Source organism: Trichococcus patagoniensis (assembly GCF_003051085.1).
In the GTDB taxonomy this organism is placed as follows: Bacteria; Bacillota; Bacilli; order Lactobacillales; family Aerococcaceae; genus Trichococcus; species Trichococcus patagoniensis.
The window spans coordinates 13,679-32,984 of sequence record NZ_QAOM01000014.1 but is presented as its reverse complement, the minus strand read 5'-3'; the positions used below and the strand labels follow the sequence as shown (position 1 = coordinate 32,984).

Below are 19,306 nucleotides of genomic sequence, written 5' to 3'. Positions count from 1 at the left end.
CGGGTTATTCTGTAGCTTTCAGGTTCTTTGCGCAAAACATACGGATACATACGAAGGGCTGCCTCAAAATAAAATGAGGCAGCCTATTTCATCCATTCATACATGCATCCGTTTCTCCAGCTCGCGCCATATCTCTCCGCCGTGATAAAGCAGGATGATGACGAGAGTGACTGCGCTCATCATGACCGACAGGCTCGCAGGCAATGGCGTCGTGACCCAATCCAATGTCAGGAACAGCGCCGGCAACAGCCCCAACAAGGCAGCTGTCAAAAGGTACAACACGTAGTCCCGGACGCCCAAATTGACGAGGCGAACTGCGATATATAACGATACAATAGCAAAGCTGCAGATGATCGGCACAGCATAGGTAGTCGACCAACCGCTCCACCCTGACAGATAATCCAAATAAATGCTCAGGAGCGACAAGGAGACGATCAGATAAACGATGCCCTTTGCGATATTCCGTCGTTTCCGGATCAGAATCAAAACGGAAAGCCACATGCTCATGATCCCGAACAGGGCGAGCTGAACATTCTCCATCCGTCCGATCCAGATCAGTTCGATCAGCAGAAAAGCGATGATCAGCACAAAGGAAATCAAGGTCAGGTATTTCGTGACAATTTCCTTGTTGAAACGCAACGGAATCTTCGGGTAGGGATCCGGCAGCACCGGATCGGTGCCTTCATCCAAGGTCGTCTGGCACAAGGGACATTGTTCCCATTCTCCCTTGATGGTCGCGTTGCAATGTTGGCAGTGTCTCATGATATCTCACCTTCCAAATCTTCACTCGAAACCTTGTTCGCTGCGACGGTTACGGCTACGCCCGCATCGGTCAAAATCCTGACAAACTGCTCCTCGATCGTTGATTCGACAAAGGGGGAAGTGAAGCTGACCGTCAAGTGCTCCCCATGGCTGATGGCGCAAAATTGCGGCCGGACCGCCGATGTGTGGAAATACATTTTCTCGATGTAGCCGTCGATCGGATCAGGAAATGTGACCTTGCCCAAATTCGAGATCGCGATCGTCAAATTCCGGTTGCTGATGTAATTGACCAGCTTCAGAATAAAGTCTTTGATCGGCCGGAAGACCATCCGCGTGAAGGGGCTGTACTCGAAGGCAATCAGCGTCCGCAGCTTTTCTTCCAGACTTTCCGGCGTAATTTGCTGCTGGAACTGCTCTTTCAGCGTACGACCGATTGCGGCAATGTCGTTCGCTTCCCCATTTTCATCCGTGGTATAGATCAGGCGGGTCGTGCTGAAAAAATTCCTGGCAGAATCGGACGGGAAGAACTGCCGTAAGTTGACCGGAACAGAAACGGCCATAGCCGAGCCAGGTTGGAAATCTTGACTGGCCTTGCGCACGGCGAGCATATACACGGCGGTCAGATACAACGTCAAAGAAGTTTGTTGTTCCCGAGCCAAGGCAAGAACGTCCTTGACCGGCATCTCCAACTCGATGACATGCGGCCGGTTGTCCGGCGTCTTTTTGCCGCGGAACTGGTGTACGCGGCGTTTCTGCTTTTTCATGTTTTCCTCAGGCAATACGCTCTTTTGCGCATGGCTTTTCCCCGTCAGCTGGCTGACTTTAGCGACGGAGCGGATGGCGGACTGCGCCGCATCCGTGAAGTTCTGTTTCTTGTCCTTGCGGAAATAATGCGCAAAACTGTCCTCCAATTGGTGGTTCAGACGGTCATGCTCGGCGGCATCCAGCCCCTTGAAGGCTTCCGGATGACGCAACATGATGTACGCCTTCAGCAGATCCTCGAAAAACCATAACGCACCGGTGCCATCCGACAGGGCATGGAAGAGCTCCAAGTGAACACGGTTTTGGTTATAGAAGACCCGGAACAACAGCTCCCTCCGGTCAAAATGGTAGATCTGCGCGCACGGCGGCAACACGTCGGCCGTCACTTTCGGCTTCAGGTCGCTTTCTTCCAGATAGTACCAAAAAAATCCGCGCCTCAGCACACTGTGGTACAGCACATAATTCTCGTAGACTTCATCGAGCGCCTGCTGCAGCAACACCGGATCCACGGAATCGGTCAATTCCGCACTCATGCGGAAGACCTTCGTATCACTGCTCGTCATGGCCGCCAAAAATATATTGGAGGCATTGTCCAAACGTACCCACTTTTTTCGGTTCACTGCTGCTCCCCCTTTCCACTTGTTCTATAGAATAGCCTTCTTGGCTTATGCATTCAGAAACGCATTGATGACTTCATAGGCTTCGACAACCGAATCGGCCGTCTTCGGATAGGTGATGAAGCCATGGACGATGCCGTTCACGCGATGTACCTGCACCTTGTTGTCGGCATTCCGCAAGGCTTCCGCGTAGGCTTCGCCTTCATCCCGCAACGGGTCGAATTCGGCCGTGATCACCAACGTTTCTGGTTGATTCGACAGATCTTCCGCCATCAAAGGTGCAACATATCCATTCTTGCGCAACTCGGGATCGGGTTGGTACAGCGCCATGTATTCTTCCATTTTTTTCGCAGTCAATCCGTAATCATGCCCATTCGTGCGGATCGATTCGAACGGAGATGCTTCCGAATGATCCCAATTGGTGACAGGATACAGCAAAATCTGTTTCATCGGAGTCGCTTGGCCTCTGTCGCGGAGCAGCAAAGACACGGCTGCAGCCAAGTTGCCGCCCGCGGAATCGCCGATCAGAATCAAGTCGGTGTCATCCGACAGACCGCTCATTTCCAGATGCTTCAGCAATACTTCCGCCACCCGGTAACAATCATAGAGACCGGCCGGATACGGATGCTCCGGCGCCAAACGATAATCGACGGAATAGACCGTCCTGCCGGTCAGATCCGCCATATTGATGCAGGCATTCGTATAGGTTTCGATGTCACCGATAACCCACCCGCCGCCATGAAAAAACAGCAACGGCTCTTTATACAAGCGCTCTTTCGGATAGAAGACCCGTACAGGAATATCATGGGAACGGTCTTCCGAATAGATTTTGTGGTCCATGATGATATAGCCCTTTTTCGGCTTGGGAGCCAGTATATGCTGGACTTTGCGGACACGGGCGTAATCTTCCTGCATATTTATTTTTGGTGACGACAGCAACTTAAGCATCAATTTAAAAAAGGGATTCATCGTTGGTCCTTTCTACGACAGCGTGGGCTATTCTGTTTTCTTTGCTTCATTATAGCACAGGACAGCACCAGTCCCATATAGCCGTGAACCTTTGCGAGGCGTCCCTGCATGATAGGTTTCGCCACTCTTCCGACTTGCAAATCCCACCGCCAGTGTTATACTTGTTATATAACGAACAGAATGAAGATACGAGAAAATAGGCGTTAAAAAAGAAAGAAGGCGAGCTTTTATGATAGCTGATTTGCAGCCATACTTACCCATCCTGATCCCTTTGGTCGTGATCCAGATCATCCTGCTGATTACGGCCCTGCTCCACCTGAACAAGCATCCCAACGTAAAAACGGGCAGCAAAACACTTTGGACCTTCATCATCATATTCCTGAACATCGTCGGTCCGGTCCTGTATTTCCTCATTGGAAGGGGCGATGAGTGATGGATATCCTCACAATCGCCGGATTGGAAAAATCCTTCGGGAGCCAACGCGTGCTCGAGGACTTATCCTTCTCCGTCCCTGAAGGCTCGATCTATGGTTTCATCGGCAAGAACGGCTCCGGAAAGACGACGACAATGAAGATCGTTTTAGGCTTGCTTCAGGCGGATGCCGGCGAAATCAGCGTCTGCGGCGAAAAAGTGCATTACGGCGACACCCGCACGAACCGCTTCATCGGCTATCTGCCGGATGTGCCCGAATTCTATGGTTTCATGACCGCAAAGGAATATCTGCGGTTGTGCGGCGACATCACAGGCATGCCGTCCACGATTATCCAAATAAAATCCGAGGAACTGCTGGATCTGGTCGGACTGGCGGATGTGAAAAAACGCATCGGCACATTTTCCCGCGGCATGAAGCAGCGTTTGGGAATCGCTCAGGCTTTGCTGAACGAACCGCGACTGCTGATATGCGATGAACCGACTTCCGCATTGGATCCGATCGGGCGCAGGGAAATCCTGGATATCCTTCTGAAAGTGAAGGAGCGGACAACGGTGCTATTTTCGACGCATGTCCTGACCGATGTGGAAGCCATCTGCGATCGGGTGGGCATCCTCGATGGAGGAAAACTCGTCCTGACCGGCTCGGTATCGGAACTGACACACACACACTCCAGACATTCGTGTACGGTCACCTTCCGGACGCCGGCGGATGCCGCTGTTTTCCAGTCCAATCCTCGGATAAGCGTGATGACGACCTCGTTGGATGCAAAAGATCCTTCCATCACTATCCACGCCTCTGATCCGGAACAGACCATGGCTTTGATCATCCGAATCCTGGGCGAAACCGGGTTGGTTCCGCTCCGATTGGAAACGGCCGAACCCAAATTGGAAGATATCTTCCTGGAGGTGGTCCGATGAGAGCGTATCTTGCCTTCACTAAAAAAGAACTGACCGAATATACGCGCAACTTCAAGTTGTTCCTGGCGATCGCATTGTTTGCGCTGTTGGGTATCATGAATCCGTTGACGGCCAAATTTTTGCCGGATCTGTTGGGTAATTTCATGCCGGAAGGGATTACGATCCTGATTGCGGAACCGACGAACCTCGATTCCTGGACCCAATTCTTCAAGAACGGTACCCAGATTGGCCTGTTCATCATCGTCATCCTCTTGAGCGGCATGATGGCGAAAGAATATGAAAAAGGCACACTCATCAATATGGTCACAAAAGGCCTTCCGCGCCGGACCATTCTTTTTTCAAAATTCACAGGCGCCCTGTTGCTCTGGACCATCAGCTATTGGCTCTGCTTTTTCATCACTTTGGGGTACACACTCTATTACTTCCCTGAAGGCACGACCGAAAACTTGGCCCTGTCGGTTATCAGCCTCTATTTGTTCGGCGTGCTGTTGATTGCCGTCCTGCTGCTCGGAGCTGTCTTGTTCAAAAACGCCTACGGTCCGCTGTTGTTGAGCGGTGCGTTCCTGATGGTGCTGTTTTTGTGGAATCTGTTCCCGGAAGCGTCCGAGTGGAATCCTTTGATGCTGGCTTCGCGCAATATGGACATGCTGCAAGGGACACTGCTGCTTGAGCAACTTTGGAATTCTCTGCTGACGGCGGGACTGATGATTGGTTCAGCACTTTTTGCGGCGGTAAAGATTTTCAAAAAATCCGGATTATAGTTAAAAACACGCAAAGACGCAAGGAGATTGGCTCCTTGCGTCTTTGCGTGTTTTTTTGCTTATTTGGTTTTCGGTTTTGGGTTTTCGGTCGGCGAAAGCCAAGTTGTCCGATAAATCGGAAGAATCAGACAACCAGGAAGCTAATGTTCTTCGAGTTGTCCGATAAATCGGAAGAATCGGACAACCAGAGAGTAAATGTTCTTCGACTTGTCCGATAAACCGCAAGAATCGGACAACCGGAGCGATAATGTTCTTCGCGTTGTCGGATAACCCGAAAGAATCCGACAACCTCAGTTGAACGCCTCCTCAGCGCATCCTCCCCAATAGCAGATACAGGAAATACGGCGCCCCGATCAGAGAAACGACTCAACCCCACTGCTGAAAAACAGGCGATGGTGTCCTCGCATCATGAAGCCTTCGTCGGGAAGAACAAACAAGTCAGTCTGTAGATTTTTAGATTTGTAGACAACATCAAGGAGCCGATGTTCCGCCGGCTCCTTGATGTTTTTGTTTGTGCTTGTCCGATATGTTGGGGTTATCGGACAAGTCGCACGGTAAATGCTTACTGGTTGTCCGATTCTTGCGGTTTATCGGACAACCGCCACTACATTTGCTCTCTGGTTGTCCGATTCTTCCCGCTTATCGGACAACCACACACTCCGCAGATCGCGCTTCCAAAAAAAACAGGCCAAGTCCCATCCAAAAGCGATGATCCTTTTCCTGCGCTACTGTTCCATTTCAGATTTCGTACTCCACAGCCCGTCTGGCTTCGTCCTCAGTTGCTTCTTTGTACATTTTTCGGGTTTTCTTCTTGCCCACGCCTTCCACCCACCATTGCCAGAAATCGTCGTCCTTGTGATGAGAAATTCCGCCCATCAGGATACCCCGTTTGTAGACATTCAGCTCCGTGTATTCCGCATTTGTTTTGTCCGATTTCAGCCAAAAAATCATCTGCACGCCTTCTTTCGTTCGATTTTGTTGATTTGCTTTATAAGTGCTTGAAAAACCCCATAAATCAACTCTACTCCTAAATCAAAAAGGTTTCAACAAAAAATAATTTCCATGTCAATTTTGAAGCTAAGTACCGCAAAAATGAACAGGGCATTTCACTCAGAAATGCATAGCATGAGTGCTATACTTAAATCAGAAATCCTCATTCCACTAAAAAACAAGATTGAATCCGGGTTTCGAAAATCTGATGAGCAAAGGGGTTACATCATGAACAAGGATCAAATCGATATCGTGAAAAATCGCAAAGGTTTCATTGCAGCGCTGGACCAGAGCGGCGGCAGCACACCCAAGGCATTGGCGTTGTATGGCATTCCGGAAGACAGCTACCACGGCGAAGAAGAGATGTTCACCCTTGTCCATGAGATGCGCTCACGCATCATCACTTCGCCTGCTTTCAGTTCGGAACATATTTTGGGGGCCATCCTGTTCGAACAGACGATGGACCGCAAAGTCGAAGGCCTCTATACGGCTGACTACCTGTGGGAGAAAAAAGGTGTCGTGCCTTTCCTGAAAGTCGATAAAGGACTCGATGCCGAGGCAGATGGCGTGCAGTTGATGAAACCGAATCCGGATTTGGACGCCCTGCTTGCGCGCGCAAACGAGCGCCATATCTTCGGCACCAAAATGCGTTCCGTCATCAAATCCGCCAACCGGGAAGGCATCAAAAAAGTCGTCGCCCAGCAATTCGAAGTCGGCAAGCAGATCCTTGCGGCAGGACTGATCCCGATCATCGAACCGGAAGTCGACATCCACAGCGCGGACAAAGCCACGTCGGAAACGATCCTGAAGGAAGAATTGTTGAAGGCACTTGATGGTCTGACGGCGGACCAGTTCGCGATGCTGAAACTCTCGATTCCGAGCGTCGATGATTTCTACAAGGAACTGATTTCCCATCCGCAAGTGGTGCGTGTTGTGGCCTTATCCGGCGGCTATTCGCGGGAAGAAGCCAACGAAAAATTGACCCACAATCCCGGATTGATCGCGAGCTTCTCGCGGGCGCTGTCCGAAGGCTTGAGTGCCGCCCTGACGGATGACGCATTCGAATCCACCCTGGCTGAATCGATCCAATCCATCTACGACGCCTCCATCGTTTGATGAGCGGCCGATAACGCAGGCTCTTTTGTGTGTTCCGGTATCGTAAAAACTGAATACTACTTGATTATCCGACAACTTACCGTGCCTACGCGCTCAGGTTGTCGGATTTTTTTTGGTTATCGGACATTTCTCTAAGTGTGAAGGCTCCGGTTGTCCGAATCTTCCGGCTTATCGGACAACCGGAATAGTAACTGTTCACATTAAATATATCCGCACTTACTTGCGTATATTTACTCTAGTAATACCAATATAAAATGAGGTGATTGTTATCGCGTACAAAGAACGGATTAAGCCAGAACATCTACGCATTTTAGAAATATTACTTACTCGTACAAAGATATCCAGAGATGATTACTATTATTTCCTCAATCTGAAAAAAGGTTTCGAAGGGGAACTCGTATTTGATGCGTACACCAAGCAATTCAAATTAGACCATCTCTTTCTGAATGATCTTCAGTTAGAAATAAGGCGTGCTCCTTTCCAAGTAGATGCATTAATGATTCGCACCAATCTGCTTGTTCTGTATGAAATCAAGAATTTTGAAGGTATCTATAAATGGGGAGCGGAGAAATTCACAAAAACAACCGGAACAGCATTGGAGAATCCATCCTTACAACTGCAGAAAACGAAAGTACGTCTGGAACTTTTACTACAAGAAAAAGGATTTTCGTTGAAGATTGAGGCCTATGTTGTCTTTGTCAATCCGGAATTCACCTTGCTGGGTATGCCAAATGACTCCAATTTTATACTTCTTAGTCAGCTTCCTGGTCATTTTCGTAACATCCAAGCACCTGCAGAACTAAATACAGAGCAAATTAAGTTGGCTGAAATGCTAACGAATCTCCATGATCCAAGCTATCCAAGAAAAAAGACGCAATATACTTATTCCGATTTAAGCAAAGGCATCACTTGCCCAGAATGCGGAACTTTAGCGGAGAATTTCAGTGGATATTTCCAAGCTTGCAACAAATGTGGAAACAAAATAAACGTCAAAAAGGCTATCCAATCAAGCATCGAGGACTTTCGCACATTATTCCCGGAAGATAAATTGACATCCAGCCGCATGATGGATTGGTGTAGTTGTGGCAACGACATGCGCGTATATAGAATTCTCAAGAAAAATTATCGAATGATAGGAAAAAATCGCGGTCGTTACTACATTTGAAACAAATTCAGCCCTGTCTTTCTTTGGTTTACAATAGCAGCTTGTTCTAGAAAAAGCTGCTACTCAAATGTCATACTTTATCCGACAACTCCCAGGTCGATTGCTCTCTGGTTGTCGGATTCTTTGCGGTTATCCGACAACTCCCAGGTCGATTGCTCTCTGGTTGTCGGATTCTTTGCGGTTATCCGACAACCCCTAGGATGATTGCTCTACGGTTGTCGGATTCTTTTCGTTTATCCGACAACTCCTAGGACGATTGCTCTACGGTTGTCCGATTCTTTCGGGTTATCCGACAACTCGCAGAACATCTGATCGCCGCTTGTCCGATTCCGCCCGGTTATCGGACAATCCGTTGCGCAACACCTCCAACACGACAAAAAAACGGTCTGCAGCGTTGCAAACGCAACGCTGTAGACCGGGGCTTTTCATATTGTTAAGCATGTTCTGCATTGCGCTTGTGCCAGCTTCTGACGACTGCCGAAAGCGTGAAGCAGATGATGAAGTAGACCAAAGCCAGGAAGCCATAGACCAAAAACACTTCTGAAGTTTTTGTCACTTTTCCGAGGATAACTTGCCCACTTCTTGTGAATTCCATGATCCCCAGACCGGCCAAGAAAGAAGTATCCTTGATTGTAGTTATCACTTGCGACAACAGCGAAGGGATAATTTTCTTGAAGGCTTGCGGCAAAATGATGTACCACAAAGACTGCATGAATGAAAAACCTTGGGAGTGGGCAGCTTCAAATTGCCCTTTCGGTATCGAATTCAATCCGCCGCGCACAATTTCGGCTACGACAGCCGACGTGTACAGGAACAGGGCAAAAGACCCTTTCAAGGTGATCGTGCTGCCCGGTATCAAGAATGAACATGAAAGCATCCACAATAGTAACGGTGTATTCCGGAAGAGCTCGATGTAGGCACCGGCCAACTTTCCGAAGAACTTTTTATCATAATTACGCAACAGGCCCAATACCGTACCGAAGATGATCGAAAGGATGACGACGCCGACCGAAATCAGCAATGCCAGTTTCAATCCTTCCATCATGAACGACACATTCGATGGTGTGAAGACTGTTCTGATCGATTCCATCATTCCATCACCTCCGGAATATCTACGACAACGTTGACGACAACAGAATCATTGTCTTTCAGTTTTTGCTCGTATTTCCGCGCAAATGTTGCAAGCGGGAAGCAAAGCAGGAAGTAAAGCAAACCGGCTACTGCGTAAGCAGGACCGTAGTTCAGACTTGAGGAAGCATAAGAATCGGCTACATACATCAGGTCCGCTCCGGCAATGATCGCCAATACGGAAGTATTCTTGATCAAGTTGACGGCTTGATTGGTCAAAGGCGGCAAAATGATTTTGACCATCTGCGGCAAGATGACGTAACGCATTGTTTGGATGTAGTTGAAGCCCTCTGAGTAAGCTGCCTCTTCTTGGCCTTTCGGAACAGCGAGGATACCTGCACGAACGACTTCAGCGATATAGGCACCGTGATATATACCTACACCGACTACCCCGATTGTAAATTCACTCAACACCAAGCCTGCCATGGCAAGCCCGTTATACATGAAGAAGATTTGGATGAGCAACGGGATATTCTGAAACATTTCTACGTATATTCTGGCAACAGCACGAGGCAATCGGCCTTTTGCCGTGGACATGGTCCCCACGACAACCCCGATGACCAAAGCCAGCAATAACGCCAACACAGCGACTAGGAGCGTACGGATAAATCCGGCTCCAAAGTCGCTGCTGTTTTCAAGAAGGCTTTCCCAACGCCAGAGAGCGAATGGATTGGTACTTCTCATTATTCGCCCAATCCCCACTCTGTAGTCAATGCATCAAGAGTGCCGTCTTCTCCCCATGCAGTGATTAAGTCATTAACAGCCGTTGCCAATTCTGTGTTTGATTTTTTGGTCGCAACACCATAATCTTGTGTAGCAAAACGATCTTTCAGGATTTGAGTTGAATCATCCAAGTAGCCAGCCAAGATGGATCTGTCCACGCTGAATGCATCCACGCGGCCGGAATCCAAAGCAGCTTTGATTTCTGGGTAAGTCGCGAATTCTGAATAGCTCAAAGTGATGCCATATTGTTCAGCTTCAGCAGCAATCGCATCTGCTGTTGTCGAACTTTGGGCAACCCCGACTGTAGCGCCGTCCATGTCAGCCAATCCTGCATAGCCTTTGTCTTTCTTAACCAAAAGGCCGACTGCATCCACGTAATAAGCATCAGAGAAGTTATATGTTTCTTTACGTTCTTCTGTTACAGTGAAAGTTGCGATGATCATATCCACTTCACCGTTATCCAATAATGGACCACGCGTTTTGGCGGTTACTGGTACCAGTTCGATTGCTTCCGCATCGCCTAAAATTTCTTCAGCGAGTTTCTTAGCGATATCGATTTCAAAACCTTCAATCTCGTTTGTTTCAGTGTTTCTTAATCCAAAATTTGGTACATCTTCTTTAACGCCGACCTTCAATACGCCAGCTTCTTTAATTGACTCTACAGTCACTTGACCGGAAGCATCTGTTGCAGATCCAGCTGCAGAATCTGCCGTATCCGTAGCGTCACTGCCACACGCACCCAAGAACAATGCAGCTGATAAACATAATGAAACCCAAAGATTTTTCTTTTTCATACCAAATTCCTCCTATAATGTTGTATTCCGAAAAGTTCGGTTATCTTAAAATTTTACCAAGGAATGCTTTCGTCCGCTCATGTGTCGGATTATCGAAGAAGTGCTCCGGAGTGCCTTCCTCTACAATCATGCCATCAGCCATAAAGATGACCCGATCGGCAACCTGTCTCGCAAAGCCCATTTCATGCGTCACGACAACCATCGTGATGTTCATGCTGGATAGTTTGATCATGACGTCCAATACTTCCTGAACCGTTTCAGGATCCAATGCTGAAGTAGGTTCATCGAAAAGAATGATTTTCCGCTGTGAGCAAAGCGCTCTTGCGATCGCTACCCGTTGTTGCTGTCCGCCTGAAAGCGTTGAAGGATAAACATTCGCCTTTTCGCGCAAGCCAACGATATCCAAATATTCGTAAGCCATTTCTTCCGCTTCTTTTTTGGATTTCCCTTGCAGCTTCATAGGGCCGATTATCAGGTTCCCTAACACTGTCATATGTGGATAAAGATTAAATTGTTGAAAAACCATTGCAGAGGAATGGCGGACAATATCCAACTTGTTTTTAGTTGTGACTTCTGTGCCATCTATAAAAACTTTTCCGTCTGTAGGTTCTTCGAGGAAATTCATGCAACGGACCGTTGTACTCTTACCTGAACCAGAAGGCCCGATAATGACCACTTTTTCCCCTTCGGCAACTTCCAGGTTGATATCCTTCAACACATGGTTGGCGCCGAAATACTTATTTACGTGCTCTAACTTAATCAATTTTGCCTCAACCCCTTTTGTGCTCGTCATCATACTGCTATTTTTTCAAGAGCATGGATTGGGTCCCTGTCAAGAAAGGACCGCTTCTTATTATTATACCATAAAGCAAAATTATAATGAAAGCATGATTAAAAATCAATTAAATTATTCCGCGGAAATGTTAGGTTTTCTAACACGTAATTCAGGTATCTTTCGTGTTTCGTTAAAAACTGCCTATTTTATGCCTGTTATATGAGAAACCCTTCCACGAAGGTACCTTTCATAAAAAATAAATCTGCATAAATGAAGCCTTTTGGGAAAAATAGCGGTATTTGTAATAAATTATCTGACGGACAATTTATCAGTAATTCTCATTTCATTTCACTGTTCTTGGTTTGATAAACCGAAATGGGCACATTTCAGTATATCTTTCAGTTGTTTTTTGATAAAATGACTGCAGATGAAAATTCCATGATAAAGGGGTACTTACTTTGCCAGAAAAACATAATAAAATTCTTTCTTCCAAAAACTGGGCACCGCATACGCACCAAGCGCTGAATGCTGTCATCGCTGCCTACGGGAACCAAAACAGCTCATTCGACCCAGCTGACCCTCCTTATGTTGTATTTGATTTCGACAATACTTCCGCCATCATGGACATAGAGGATACTTTGATGCTTTACATGTTGCTGCATTTGGATTACCGTTTGACTCCCGATCAGTTCCATGCGATTTTGACGGATGGCCTCGAGAATGTCGGTGCAACAGAGGACACGCTCCTTGATAAGACCAATCCGCTTGCCACTATCGGCAACATCGCTGACGATATCAAAGTGGCCTATGCTTGGTTGTATAAGCAATATGAAGGCTTTATGCAAGGCGGTACTCTTTCTCTTGAAGAAGCAAAAAAATCTTCTTATTATGAAGAGTTCGCCGCAAAAATCCGTCTGTTCTACACGGTCATCAACGGCGACTTCAAGCGGAAAGCCGGCTATCCTTGGATGACCTATCTTTTCGCACAGCGCACAAGCGAAGATTTGCGCCAACTGGCTTACCAATCCATCTCTTATTGGTTGCAGTACGGCAAATTTGAACGCGTGACCTTGACCAGCCCGGCTGAATTGCCTAGCAAAGCCGGCGTCATCGTATCTCATTACGATACAGGCTTGGCGTTCCCTACCGAATTGAAGGAGCTTTATCACGTCCTGAAGGCGAACGGTATCGTCGTCTATGTCATTTCGGCTTCACCTGTCGATGTCGTCCAAGTCGCCGCAACGCATCCGGACTTCGGGTACGGATTGGACAACGAGCATGTCATCGGCATGTATTACAACAAGGATGAAAACGGTCTGATCCAACCGTGTATGCAACCAGGTAAAAACATCACCAAAGGTCCCGGCAAAACAGCTGTCATCACGGAGCAACTGATGCCTAATCACAACGAAAAACAGCCGCTGATGCTCTTCGGGGATAGCACCGGCGACTACGATATGATGATGGAACTGCAGGACGCCAAACTCTGCGTCCTGTTCAACCGCTACATGAATGATGACACCCAAAAATTGGCGCGCGAAGCTTTCCGCACAATCGAGGACGAGAACCCGCGCGTCGTTCTGCAGGGACGGGACGAAAACAAAGGCAGCCTACGTCCTTCCGAAAAGACGATCCTTTTGGGAACTCAAGAAGAAGTACTCATCCACGAAGCATAGACAAAAAGAAGCCTCCGCACAATTGAATTTGTGCGGGGCTTCTTTTATTTATATAATGATGCGCGATTCGAATTTTTGATGGCAGGTCGGACATTTCACTGTCTTCTTGCCGCGTTTGACAGGCAAACGCAATGTCGTCCTGCAGTTAGGGCACTTGCGGAAACGGGCCACTTTGATTTCCTTGAATCTTCTGAAAAATAATTTAAGCTTTTTCTGGTTCGGCTGCCACCATTTCAGGAATTTACGATTTTCCTCAGCGCGTTTGTAGATTTTTTTTGAGTAGACCCGGAACAGCGCCCAGAAAATCAAGATTTGCGCTACGAAGACCAACACACCAAAGTCTATCGTTGCACCCAAAAAGTACAGCACCATCCCGGAAATGATCAATGCATTGTAAAGCTGATCGGCACCGTATCTGCCGCGCATGAAAGTCATTAGTTTTCTTTTCAATTTTTCCAATATATTATCCCCTTATCGCTTCGCTGGCATGTCCCTCGTACTGAAACGTAGAATCCAAGAACGTGCACTATTGTCCCATTATAGCACAATGCATCGTTATCAAAGGTTAAGAATAGTTGAAAACGAGCGGATCAAGGAGGCTCTGTGATACAATGGAAGGAACATTGATAAACGAACGGAGGTGTATCATGGGCATACGCGATTTTTTCAAAAAAGGTACAAAAGAAAAGGCCCAGCCGGTTGCCGAAGCTTCCGGAGAAGCACGCGACGGCGTTGGCCGAATACTGTTTCAGACACGCTGGAAAAGCAGTGCACTGTTCGCGGATAACAGCCTTATCCAGAAAGTTGCAGAGCGCATCATCCTGGAAGATCCCTTCTGCAAACCGTTCGGAAGCCTTGAGGATGAAGCGATCGCCCGGATAAAGCGGCGAATCTATGAATACGAACAAGTCACGACGGTGAACGTGGCAATCAAAGACGGCAACTTGATCATTGAAGGCCTGTCCTTGGGAAAACTTCCTGCAGAACAGTGGAACGAAATAAGCCCCTATTACGGCAAAAATGATTTCACCGCATTTGTCTATGTCACCGGAGGACGCTTCAAAATCTGGTCAGATGCTTCAGAAATAGTCGAAACAGTTTATACGGCGTATGATCTGGACATTTTTATCCAGTTTGAATGAAGCAAAACAAACAAGGGGTCTCTCAGGTGAGTGCGCCCCTTGTTTGTTTTGTTTTACGTGCGGAATGGCAGGCTCGCTCACCCTTGAATCCGAACTGGCGCAATTTCTCCGGCAGAAGTGTGACGGATGATCATAGTTTCGGGTTGAGGTATTTCATCCGGTCTGCACCCCTTTCTGTTGGATGTAGGTCCAGGCTTTCTTGGTCGTGATGTTGTAGATGTTTTCCTTTTCGTAATTTCCGATCGCAGGCAAGTCGTTCACGGTCCACAAGGAAAATTCCAGAGCCAACTGCTTGCCTCTTTCCTGCACGGCATCGGTAAACAACTGATGATTGATGTTGATGACTTTCGCCTGGCTGCGGGACAATTTGCTTAAAGCTTCGAGCAACACATTTTCTCCCCATCTGCCGATATGTTCGCCATGGAGCGCATCATCCATTCCGTTTTCGATGTTCATCAAAATCTGATTGCTCCATTTTGCCAGATAGCTGCAGGCCACCGTCCCGCTCAACTCCACTTGAGGCCATAGAGCATATTTGTCGGCCAATTCGTATACGGCCTCTTCCAGACCCGCTTCCTTCAGGTCGCAATTGATGCGGATTGGACTGTTTTCTCTTGCGATATATGCAAACACATCTTCCAAGGTGACATAATCCTGTCCCTTCTCCAATGTCTCGTGGTGCAGAACAAGTCGGTGTTCCCTGTTCATCCGAACATCGACTTCGATGGCTGAAACATCCTGCTTGTTGCTGAAGAAAGCAACAAACTCCATACTGTTATCAGCCAATCCATCACTGCCGGAATGCGCTGGTGAACTACTCCCACTTAGCTAATCCTTGCGGATTTTCGCTTGAAGTGGGAGCTTCCTACGAACTCCTTCCTTACCTGCGCATGTCTTTGCAGGCAGAGGGAACGGATATTGAGTAGGCTCAAAAGGCAGTACCTGCCTCAGTAGTTTTCTTTTACTTGGCCAAAGCCAAGAGGTTTTTGCTGGCGTTGATGTCCCGGTCGTGGGTAGCGCCGCATGCCGGACACGTCCATTCCCGGATGTGCAAAGCCTTCTTGCCGTCCCGGTGACCGCAGGCGGAACAGATTTGACTGGATGGGTAGAACTTGTCCGCTTTGATGAGTGTTCGGCCTTTCCATTCAGCTTTGTAGGCCAACTGCCGGCCGAACTCGAACCAACTGACGTCCGCAATGCTTTTCGCCAATCGATGGTTTTTCATCAGATTGGAGCTTCTCAATGTTTCGATGACGAGGACTTGGTTTTCGTCCGTCAGCTTGTTGGAGAGGTCATGCAGGAAATGTTTGCGTTGGTTGGCGATCTTTTCGTGCTTCTTCGCCAATACGAGGCGGGCTTTTTCCCAGTTTTTGCTGCCTTTTTGCTTGCGCGACAACGCCCGCTGGGCTTTCTTGATTTGCTTTTCCGTTTTGCGTAAACAGCGCGGATTCCCGTGTTTCACAGATTCACCCGCATCGTTGGTGGTGGCAGCAAAATCGGAAAGGCCCAGATCGATACCGATTTTGTGCTCCGCTGGTACCCATTCAGGGACTTCCCGCTCGACCAAAATGGAAATGAAGTACTTGCCGGTCCTGCTCATGGAAACCGTGCAAGATTTGATGACACCCTCGAATTCCCGGTGCTGCCTGATTCTGACGAAGCCGATTTTCGGCAACTTGATTTTTTTGCCTTCGATGCGGATATTCCCACCTTGATTGTTGGTGGTGTAGGAGGCGTTCGACTTGTGCTTGCTTTTGAATTTCGGGAAGCCGACGGACTTGTCGCGGAAGAAGTTCTTGTATGCTTTTTCCAAATTTTGCTGGGTATTGGCCAAGGCCAGGCTGTCCACCTCCTTCAAAAAGGGGAACGCCTCCTTGTACTGCGCCGGCGTATTTTTCAGCATCTGTTTCGTTTCTTTGTAGTGTTCGATTTTGTCGTTCAGCATCTTATTGTAGACAAAGCGGACGCAGCCGAAGCAGTTTGCGAAATAAACCTGTTGGCTGTCCGTCGGGTAGAGCCTGAATTTGTAGGCTTTTAACATTTTTCTCACCTCATTTCATGCCTTGGTTTTCAATATATCTTTTGATGACTTCAATCGGCGCTCCGCCTGTCGTGAGCAGGCAAAAGCTTCTCGACCAGAACATCTCTTTCCAAAGATTCCTTCTGATTTCCGGAAACTCTTTCTTAACCAATCGGGAGCTGGCACTCTTGTAGGCATTGATGAACTTTGAGAGTTCCGTATTGGGCTGACCTTTGAACAGAATATGGATGTGGTCTGCATCGTGATTCCACTCTACCAAATGGATATTGTAGTCCTTGCCGATTCTCACGAACATCTCCTTCGCATAATCAGATATAGTCGGAGTGATAACTTTTCTTCGATATTTCACGACCAGAACAAGATGATAATACAGCAGGAACACTGAATGGTTATTATTGTCTAATTTCATAAACATAACAGCCTTTCTATCTTTTACTACTGATTATACAGTGTAGGGAGAAAGGTGTCTAATTTCAGGCTATCGCCTGACCGAAATTCATCTCCCACTTTCACTGGTGCTTCGCACCAAAACGCTTAGAAGTGGGAGACTTCTTTCGGAATTATGTTAAATAGGACAATGCAGATGCTCCCTTCCTCTTTATATTTACTAATCCACTATACCAAGGCTTTGTAAATATCCTGTCAAAATACAATGAAATATTTACGAATTTCATATCATTTTTTTGTAAACACTGTATTTTTTTGTGTGAATGCAAGTTTTGCGCCAACAAACAGCTTCAATTAATAGGGTGGTTGTTTTGGATTTGGCTGCAACGGTCGCCATCTCCGGTGAAGACTCGGTTGGCCGGTGAAGACTATATGCTTAGGACCTCAACTCCGGTCAGACTATGTTCACCGGAGCTGATCATGAGATTGGGGTGCCATCTCCGGCAAAGGGTGGCTTGGCCGGAGATGGCACTCAACTATCCAAAAAAATAGGCACCACCCTGATTCAACAGGATGGTGCCTATTTAATAGTCAAATTTTATTCTTTTGCTGCTTTACGGCGTTCAGCCAAGATAGCGACGTTTTCTGCAACTTTTTCTTTTGTCAGCGGATAGATGAACCATAGGCATAGTGCAACACATGTGTAACCAATAGCTGGTACGAGTGTAGCCACATCGTAGATGCTATCAAGGACGGCCGCGTCTTGCGTTGCAGCTGCTGATGCATAACCGATTGCAGTTAAAGCGAATCCGCCTAAACCGCCAGCCAATGCTTGTCCTAGTTTTCTTGAGAACGAGTAGACTGCGTATACCGTTCCACTATCAGCATTACCTGTCTTAACAGCTTGGTAATCGATGATGTCCGTGATGAATGCCCAGATAATCACGTTGAAGTAGTTCATCCCAAGACTTGCAATAAAAGCCATCGGTAAGAACACCATAACGTCGCGCGTATGCATGAAGAACAAGATTGCATACACAAAAGCGGACGAGAAGACCGCTACTGTCGCTGATTCTTTTTTACCGAAGCGAGAAGCGATTTTGTTTGCAAAAGGGGCAAGCATCAATGTTCCGATAGTACCTAGGATACCGGCTACAGCCAATGTCTTGGAACTGTTGAAGTAGTCTGCATAAAGATACGCATTCATCGTATTCACCAACAGCATGGACAACAACAGGAAGATTGCAGCTGCGATGATGCCGCCTAACGCACGGTTTGTGGATAAACCTTTTGCGATAGTTGCCATTTCTTTACCGAAAGACTGCTTTTCTGATTCCGGTTTTTGCGGAATCTGAACGCGTTCGATTGTAAAGTGATAGCAGAACTGATAAAGCGCAAAAGCTAGAACTGCAAAGATAGCTGCAATGATCGTGAAACGTTCCGGAATAACCACTTGTGCGCCATTTGCGTCAGTCGTATAGACGAACAATGGAACAAAGAAGGAAATGAAGATGCTGGCAATACTGGCTCCCATGCTGCGGAATACAGAAAGTGAAGCACGATCTTCAGGCTTTTCGCTGATGACGGATGCCATCGAGCCATAAGGAATGTTGATCGCGGTGTAGCAGATGCTGCCCCAGAACAGATAAGTCACAAAGATGTAGACGATTTTTGCAGTCATGGACCAGTTTTGGACAACTGACAAGAACATCAGGAAACCTGCAATAACAGCGAATGGTGCTACGCGTTTGATCCAAACTCTGAAGCGGCCGTCTTTAGAAGGCTTCAGCGTATCAACGAGACGTCCCATCCCCATATCCGTAAAAGCATCGACAACCCGTGCTGACAAGAACAACGTACCAACAACTGCCCCGCTGATTCCCAATACTTTTGTATAGAACAACATCAAGAAAGAACTTGAAAAAATGAAGAACAAATCATTTGCGATGTCCCCCGACATATAGGCTAATTTATCCAGTAATCCGAATTCCCTTACATTCTTTTTGTCATCGGTTACATTTTGTACTTTTTTTGCGCTTTCGTGTTGCATTTCATGACCCCTTTTCTTATATTGATAAAACGACGCCGAACCAGTTGATAAAATGGATAGAAATAATATCACTATGCGATACTAAGTTGCAATTAAAA

20 protein-coding genes are annotated in these 19,306 nt (G+C 47.2%); 7 read left to right on the top strand and 13 right to left on the bottom strand.

Going from position 1 to position 19,306, the window contains the following annotated elements:
* Positions 1-96: 96 nt before the first annotated feature.
* From C8U37_RS10330 to C8U37_RS10320, 3 genes are read right to left on the bottom strand one after another with little or no spacing between them, the layout of a single operon-like run.
* Complete coding sequence (locus C8U37_RS10330) at positions 97-762, bottom strand: DUF6320 domain-containing protein (protein WP_108033146.1); 666 nt, start codon at positions 760-762, stop codon at positions 97-99.
* Positions 759-2,144: an alcohol acetyltransferase gene (locus C8U37_RS10325; RefSeq protein WP_245879822.1), complete on the bottom strand. Its 1,386-nt coding sequence runs from the start codon at positions 2,142-2,144 to the stop codon at positions 759-761. The genes C8U37_RS10330 and C8U37_RS10325 overlap by 4 nt, the downstream gene beginning before the upstream one ends.
* A gap of 45 nt (positions 2,145-2,189) precedes the next feature.
* A complete protein-coding gene (locus C8U37_RS10320; RefSeq protein WP_108033145.1) occupies positions 2,190-3,110 on the bottom strand; it encodes an alpha/beta hydrolase in 921 nt (306 codons plus the stop codon).
* 229 nt (positions 3,111-3,339) lie between these two features.
* Here C8U37_RS10320 and C8U37_RS10315 point away from each other — a divergent pair, with 229 nt between their 5' ends.
* Genes C8U37_RS10315 through C8U37_RS10305 form a run of 3 tightly spaced genes read left to right on the top strand, consistent with a single transcriptional unit; the run spans position 3,340 to position 5,221 of the window.
* Positions 3,340-3,543 (top strand): PLDc N-terminal domain-containing protein, encoded by a 204-nt coding sequence (locus C8U37_RS10315; protein WP_108033144.1) that lies wholly within the window; start codon positions 3,340-3,342, stop codon positions 3,541-3,543.
* The gene (locus C8U37_RS10310; protein WP_108033143.1) at positions 3,543-4,460 is read left to right on the top strand and encodes an ABC transporter ATP-binding protein; all 918 of its coding nucleotides are present in this window, start codon (positions 3,543-3,545) and stop codon (positions 4,458-4,460) included. Before C8U37_RS10315 ends, C8U37_RS10310 begins: the two co-directional genes overlap by 1 nt.
* On the top strand, positions 4,457-5,221 hold the full coding sequence (locus tag C8U37_RS10305) for an ABC transporter permease (protein WP_108033142.1): 765 nt from the start codon (positions 4,457-4,459) through the stop codon (positions 5,219-5,221). The genes C8U37_RS10310 and C8U37_RS10305 overlap by 4 nt, the downstream gene beginning before the upstream one ends.
* A gap of 738 nt (positions 5,222-5,959) precedes the next feature.
* Here the strand turns inward: C8U37_RS10305 and C8U37_RS10300 are convergent.
* Entirely contained in the window at positions 5,960-6,172 is a 213-nt protein-coding gene (locus C8U37_RS10300; protein WP_086626957.1) for a hypothetical protein, read from the bottom strand.
* 267 nt (positions 6,173-6,439) lie between these two features.
* On the opposite strand from C8U37_RS10300, the gene C8U37_RS10295 reads away from it, so the two are divergent.
* Positions 6,440-7,327 carry a fructose bisphosphate aldolase gene (locus C8U37_RS10295; RefSeq protein WP_108033141.1) on the top strand — a complete coding sequence of 296 codons (888 nt, stop codon included), beginning with the start codon at positions 6,440-6,442 and terminating at the stop codon, positions 7,325-7,327.
* 259 nt (positions 7,328-7,586) lie between these two features.
* A complete protein-coding gene (locus tag C8U37_RS10290; protein ID WP_108033140.1) occupies positions 7,587-8,492 on the top strand; it encodes a nuclease-related domain-containing protein in 906 nt (301 codons plus the stop codon).
* Between the two features lie 433 nt (positions 8,493-8,925).
* Here the strand turns inward: C8U37_RS10290 and C8U37_RS10285 are convergent, their stop codons facing one another.
* Genes C8U37_RS10285 through C8U37_RS10270 form a run of 4 tightly spaced genes read right to left on the bottom strand, consistent with a single transcriptional unit; the run spans position 8,926 to position 11,900 of the window.
* Entirely contained in the window at positions 8,926-9,585 is a 660-nt protein-coding gene (locus tag C8U37_RS10285; protein WP_108033139.1) for an amino acid ABC transporter permease, read from the bottom strand.
* The gene (locus C8U37_RS10280; RefSeq protein ID WP_106448914.1) at positions 9,582-10,304 is read right to left on the bottom strand and encodes an amino acid ABC transporter permease; all 723 of its coding nucleotides are present in this window, start codon (positions 10,302-10,304) and stop codon (positions 9,582-9,584) included. Before C8U37_RS10280 ends, C8U37_RS10285 begins: the two co-directional genes overlap by 4 nt.
* On the bottom strand, positions 10,304-11,137 hold the full coding sequence (locus tag C8U37_RS10275) for a transporter substrate-binding domain-containing protein (RefSeq protein ID WP_108033138.1): 834 nt from the start codon (positions 11,135-11,137) through the stop codon (positions 10,304-10,306). The genes C8U37_RS10280 and C8U37_RS10275 overlap by 1 nt, the downstream gene beginning before the upstream one ends.
* A 40-nt stretch (positions 11,138-11,177) precedes the next feature.
* Positions 11,178-11,900 (bottom strand): amino acid ABC transporter ATP-binding protein, encoded by a 723-nt coding sequence (locus C8U37_RS10270; RefSeq protein WP_107995081.1) that lies wholly within the window; start codon positions 11,898-11,900, stop codon positions 11,178-11,180.
* A 470-nt stretch (positions 11,901-12,370) separates the two neighbouring features.
* Here C8U37_RS10270 and C8U37_RS10265 point away from each other — a divergent pair, with 470 nt between their 5' ends.
* Entirely contained in the window at positions 12,371-13,588 is a 1,218-nt protein-coding gene (locus tag C8U37_RS10265; RefSeq protein WP_108033137.1) for an HAD family hydrolase, read from the top strand.
* Between the two features lie 48 nt (positions 13,589-13,636).
* On the opposite strand, the gene C8U37_RS10260 is transcribed toward C8U37_RS10265, so the two are convergent.
* Complete coding sequence (locus C8U37_RS10260; RefSeq protein ID WP_108033136.1) at positions 13,637-14,047, bottom strand: zinc finger domain-containing protein; 411 nt, start codon at positions 14,045-14,047, stop codon at positions 13,637-13,639.
* 188 nt (positions 14,048-14,235) lie between these two features.
* On the opposite strand from C8U37_RS10260, the gene C8U37_RS10255 reads away from it, so the two are divergent.
* Positions 14,236-14,730 carry a hypothetical protein gene (locus tag C8U37_RS10255; RefSeq protein WP_108033135.1) on the top strand — a complete coding sequence of 165 codons (495 nt, stop codon included), beginning with the start codon at positions 14,236-14,238 and terminating at the stop codon, positions 14,728-14,730.
* 153 nt (positions 14,731-14,883) lie between these two features.
* On the opposite strand, the gene C8U37_RS10250 is transcribed toward C8U37_RS10255, so the two are convergent.
* From C8U37_RS10250 to C8U37_RS10235, 4 genes are all read right to left on the bottom strand, one after another.
* Positions 14,884-15,516 carry a PI-PLC domain-containing protein gene (locus C8U37_RS10250; RefSeq protein WP_146161828.1) on the bottom strand — a complete coding sequence of 211 codons (633 nt, stop codon included), beginning with the start codon at positions 15,514-15,516 and terminating at the stop codon, positions 14,884-14,886.
* A gap of 175 nt (positions 15,517-15,691) precedes the next feature.
* Positions 15,692-16,771, bottom strand: a complete 1,080-nt coding sequence (gene tnpB, locus C8U37_RS10245) for an IS200/IS605 family element RNA-guided endonuclease TnpB (RefSeq protein WP_108033133.1) — start codon at positions 16,769-16,771, stop codon at positions 15,692-15,694.
* 10 nt (positions 16,772-16,781) lie between these two features.
* Positions 16,782-17,180 carry an IS200/IS605 family transposase gene (gene tnpA, locus C8U37_RS10240; RefSeq protein ID WP_108033179.1) on the bottom strand — a complete coding sequence of 133 codons (399 nt, stop codon included), beginning with the start codon at positions 17,178-17,180 and terminating at the stop codon, positions 16,782-16,784.
* 576 nt (positions 17,181-17,756) lie between these two features.
* A complete protein-coding gene (locus C8U37_RS10235) occupies positions 17,757-19,208 on the bottom strand; it encodes an MFS transporter (RefSeq protein ID WP_211306178.1) in 1,452 nt (483 codons plus the stop codon).
* Positions 19,209-19,306: the final 98 nt, after the last annotated feature.

What these genes read in the sequence shown, in the direction of transcription:
- C8U37_RS10275 (WP_108033138.1), bottom strand. Translation starts at nt 11,137, where the DNA reads ATGAAAAAGAAAAATCTTTGGGTTTCATTATGTTTATCAGCTGCATTG.
- C8U37_RS10310 (WP_108033143.1), top strand. Translation starts at nt 3,543, where the DNA reads ATGGATATCCTCACAATCGCCGGATTGGAAAAATCCTTCGGGAGCCAA.
- C8U37_RS10295 (WP_108033141.1), top strand. Translation starts at nt 6,440, where the DNA reads ATGAACAAGGATCAAATCGATATCGTGAAAAATCGCAAAGGTTTCATT.
- tnpA (WP_108033179.1), bottom strand. Translation starts at nt 17,180, where the DNA reads ATGAAATTAGACAATAATAACCATTCAGTGTTCCTGCTGTATTATCAT.
- C8U37_RS10255 (WP_108033135.1), top strand. Translation starts at nt 14,236, where the DNA reads ATGGGCATACGCGATTTTTTCAAAAAAGGTACAAAAGAAAAGGCCCAG.
- C8U37_RS10300 (WP_086626957.1), bottom strand. Translation starts at nt 6,172, where the DNA reads ATGATTTTTTGGCTGAAATCGGACAAAACAAATGCGGAATACACGGAG.
- C8U37_RS10235 (WP_211306178.1), bottom strand. Translation starts at nt 19,208, where the DNA reads ATGCAACACGAAAGCGCAAAAAAAGTACAAAATGTAACCGATGACAAA.
- C8U37_RS10285 (WP_108033139.1), bottom strand. Translation starts at nt 9,585, where the DNA reads ATGATGGAATCGATCAGAACAGTCTTCACACCATCGAATGTGTCGTTC.
- C8U37_RS10320 (WP_108033145.1), bottom strand. Translation starts at nt 3,110, where the DNA reads ATGAATCCCTTTTTTAAATTGATGCTTAAGTTGCTGTCGTCACCAAAA.
- C8U37_RS10305 (WP_108033142.1), top strand. Translation starts at nt 4,457, where the DNA reads ATGAGAGCGTATCTTGCCTTCACTAAAAAAGAACTGACCGAATATACG.
- C8U37_RS10330 (WP_108033146.1), bottom strand. Translation starts at nt 762, where the DNA reads ATGAGACACTGCCAACATTGCAACGCGACCATCAAGGGAGAATGGGAA.
- C8U37_RS10315 (WP_108033144.1), top strand. Translation starts at nt 3,340, where the DNA reads ATGATAGCTGATTTGCAGCCATACTTACCCATCCTGATCCCTTTGGTC.
- tnpB (WP_108033133.1), bottom strand. Translation starts at nt 16,771, where the DNA reads ATGTTAAAAGCCTACAAATTCAGGCTCTACCCGACGGACAGCCAACAG.
- C8U37_RS10280 (WP_106448914.1), bottom strand. Translation starts at nt 10,304, where the DNA reads ATGAGAAGTACCAATCCATTCGCTCTCTGGCGTTGGGAAAGCCTTCTT.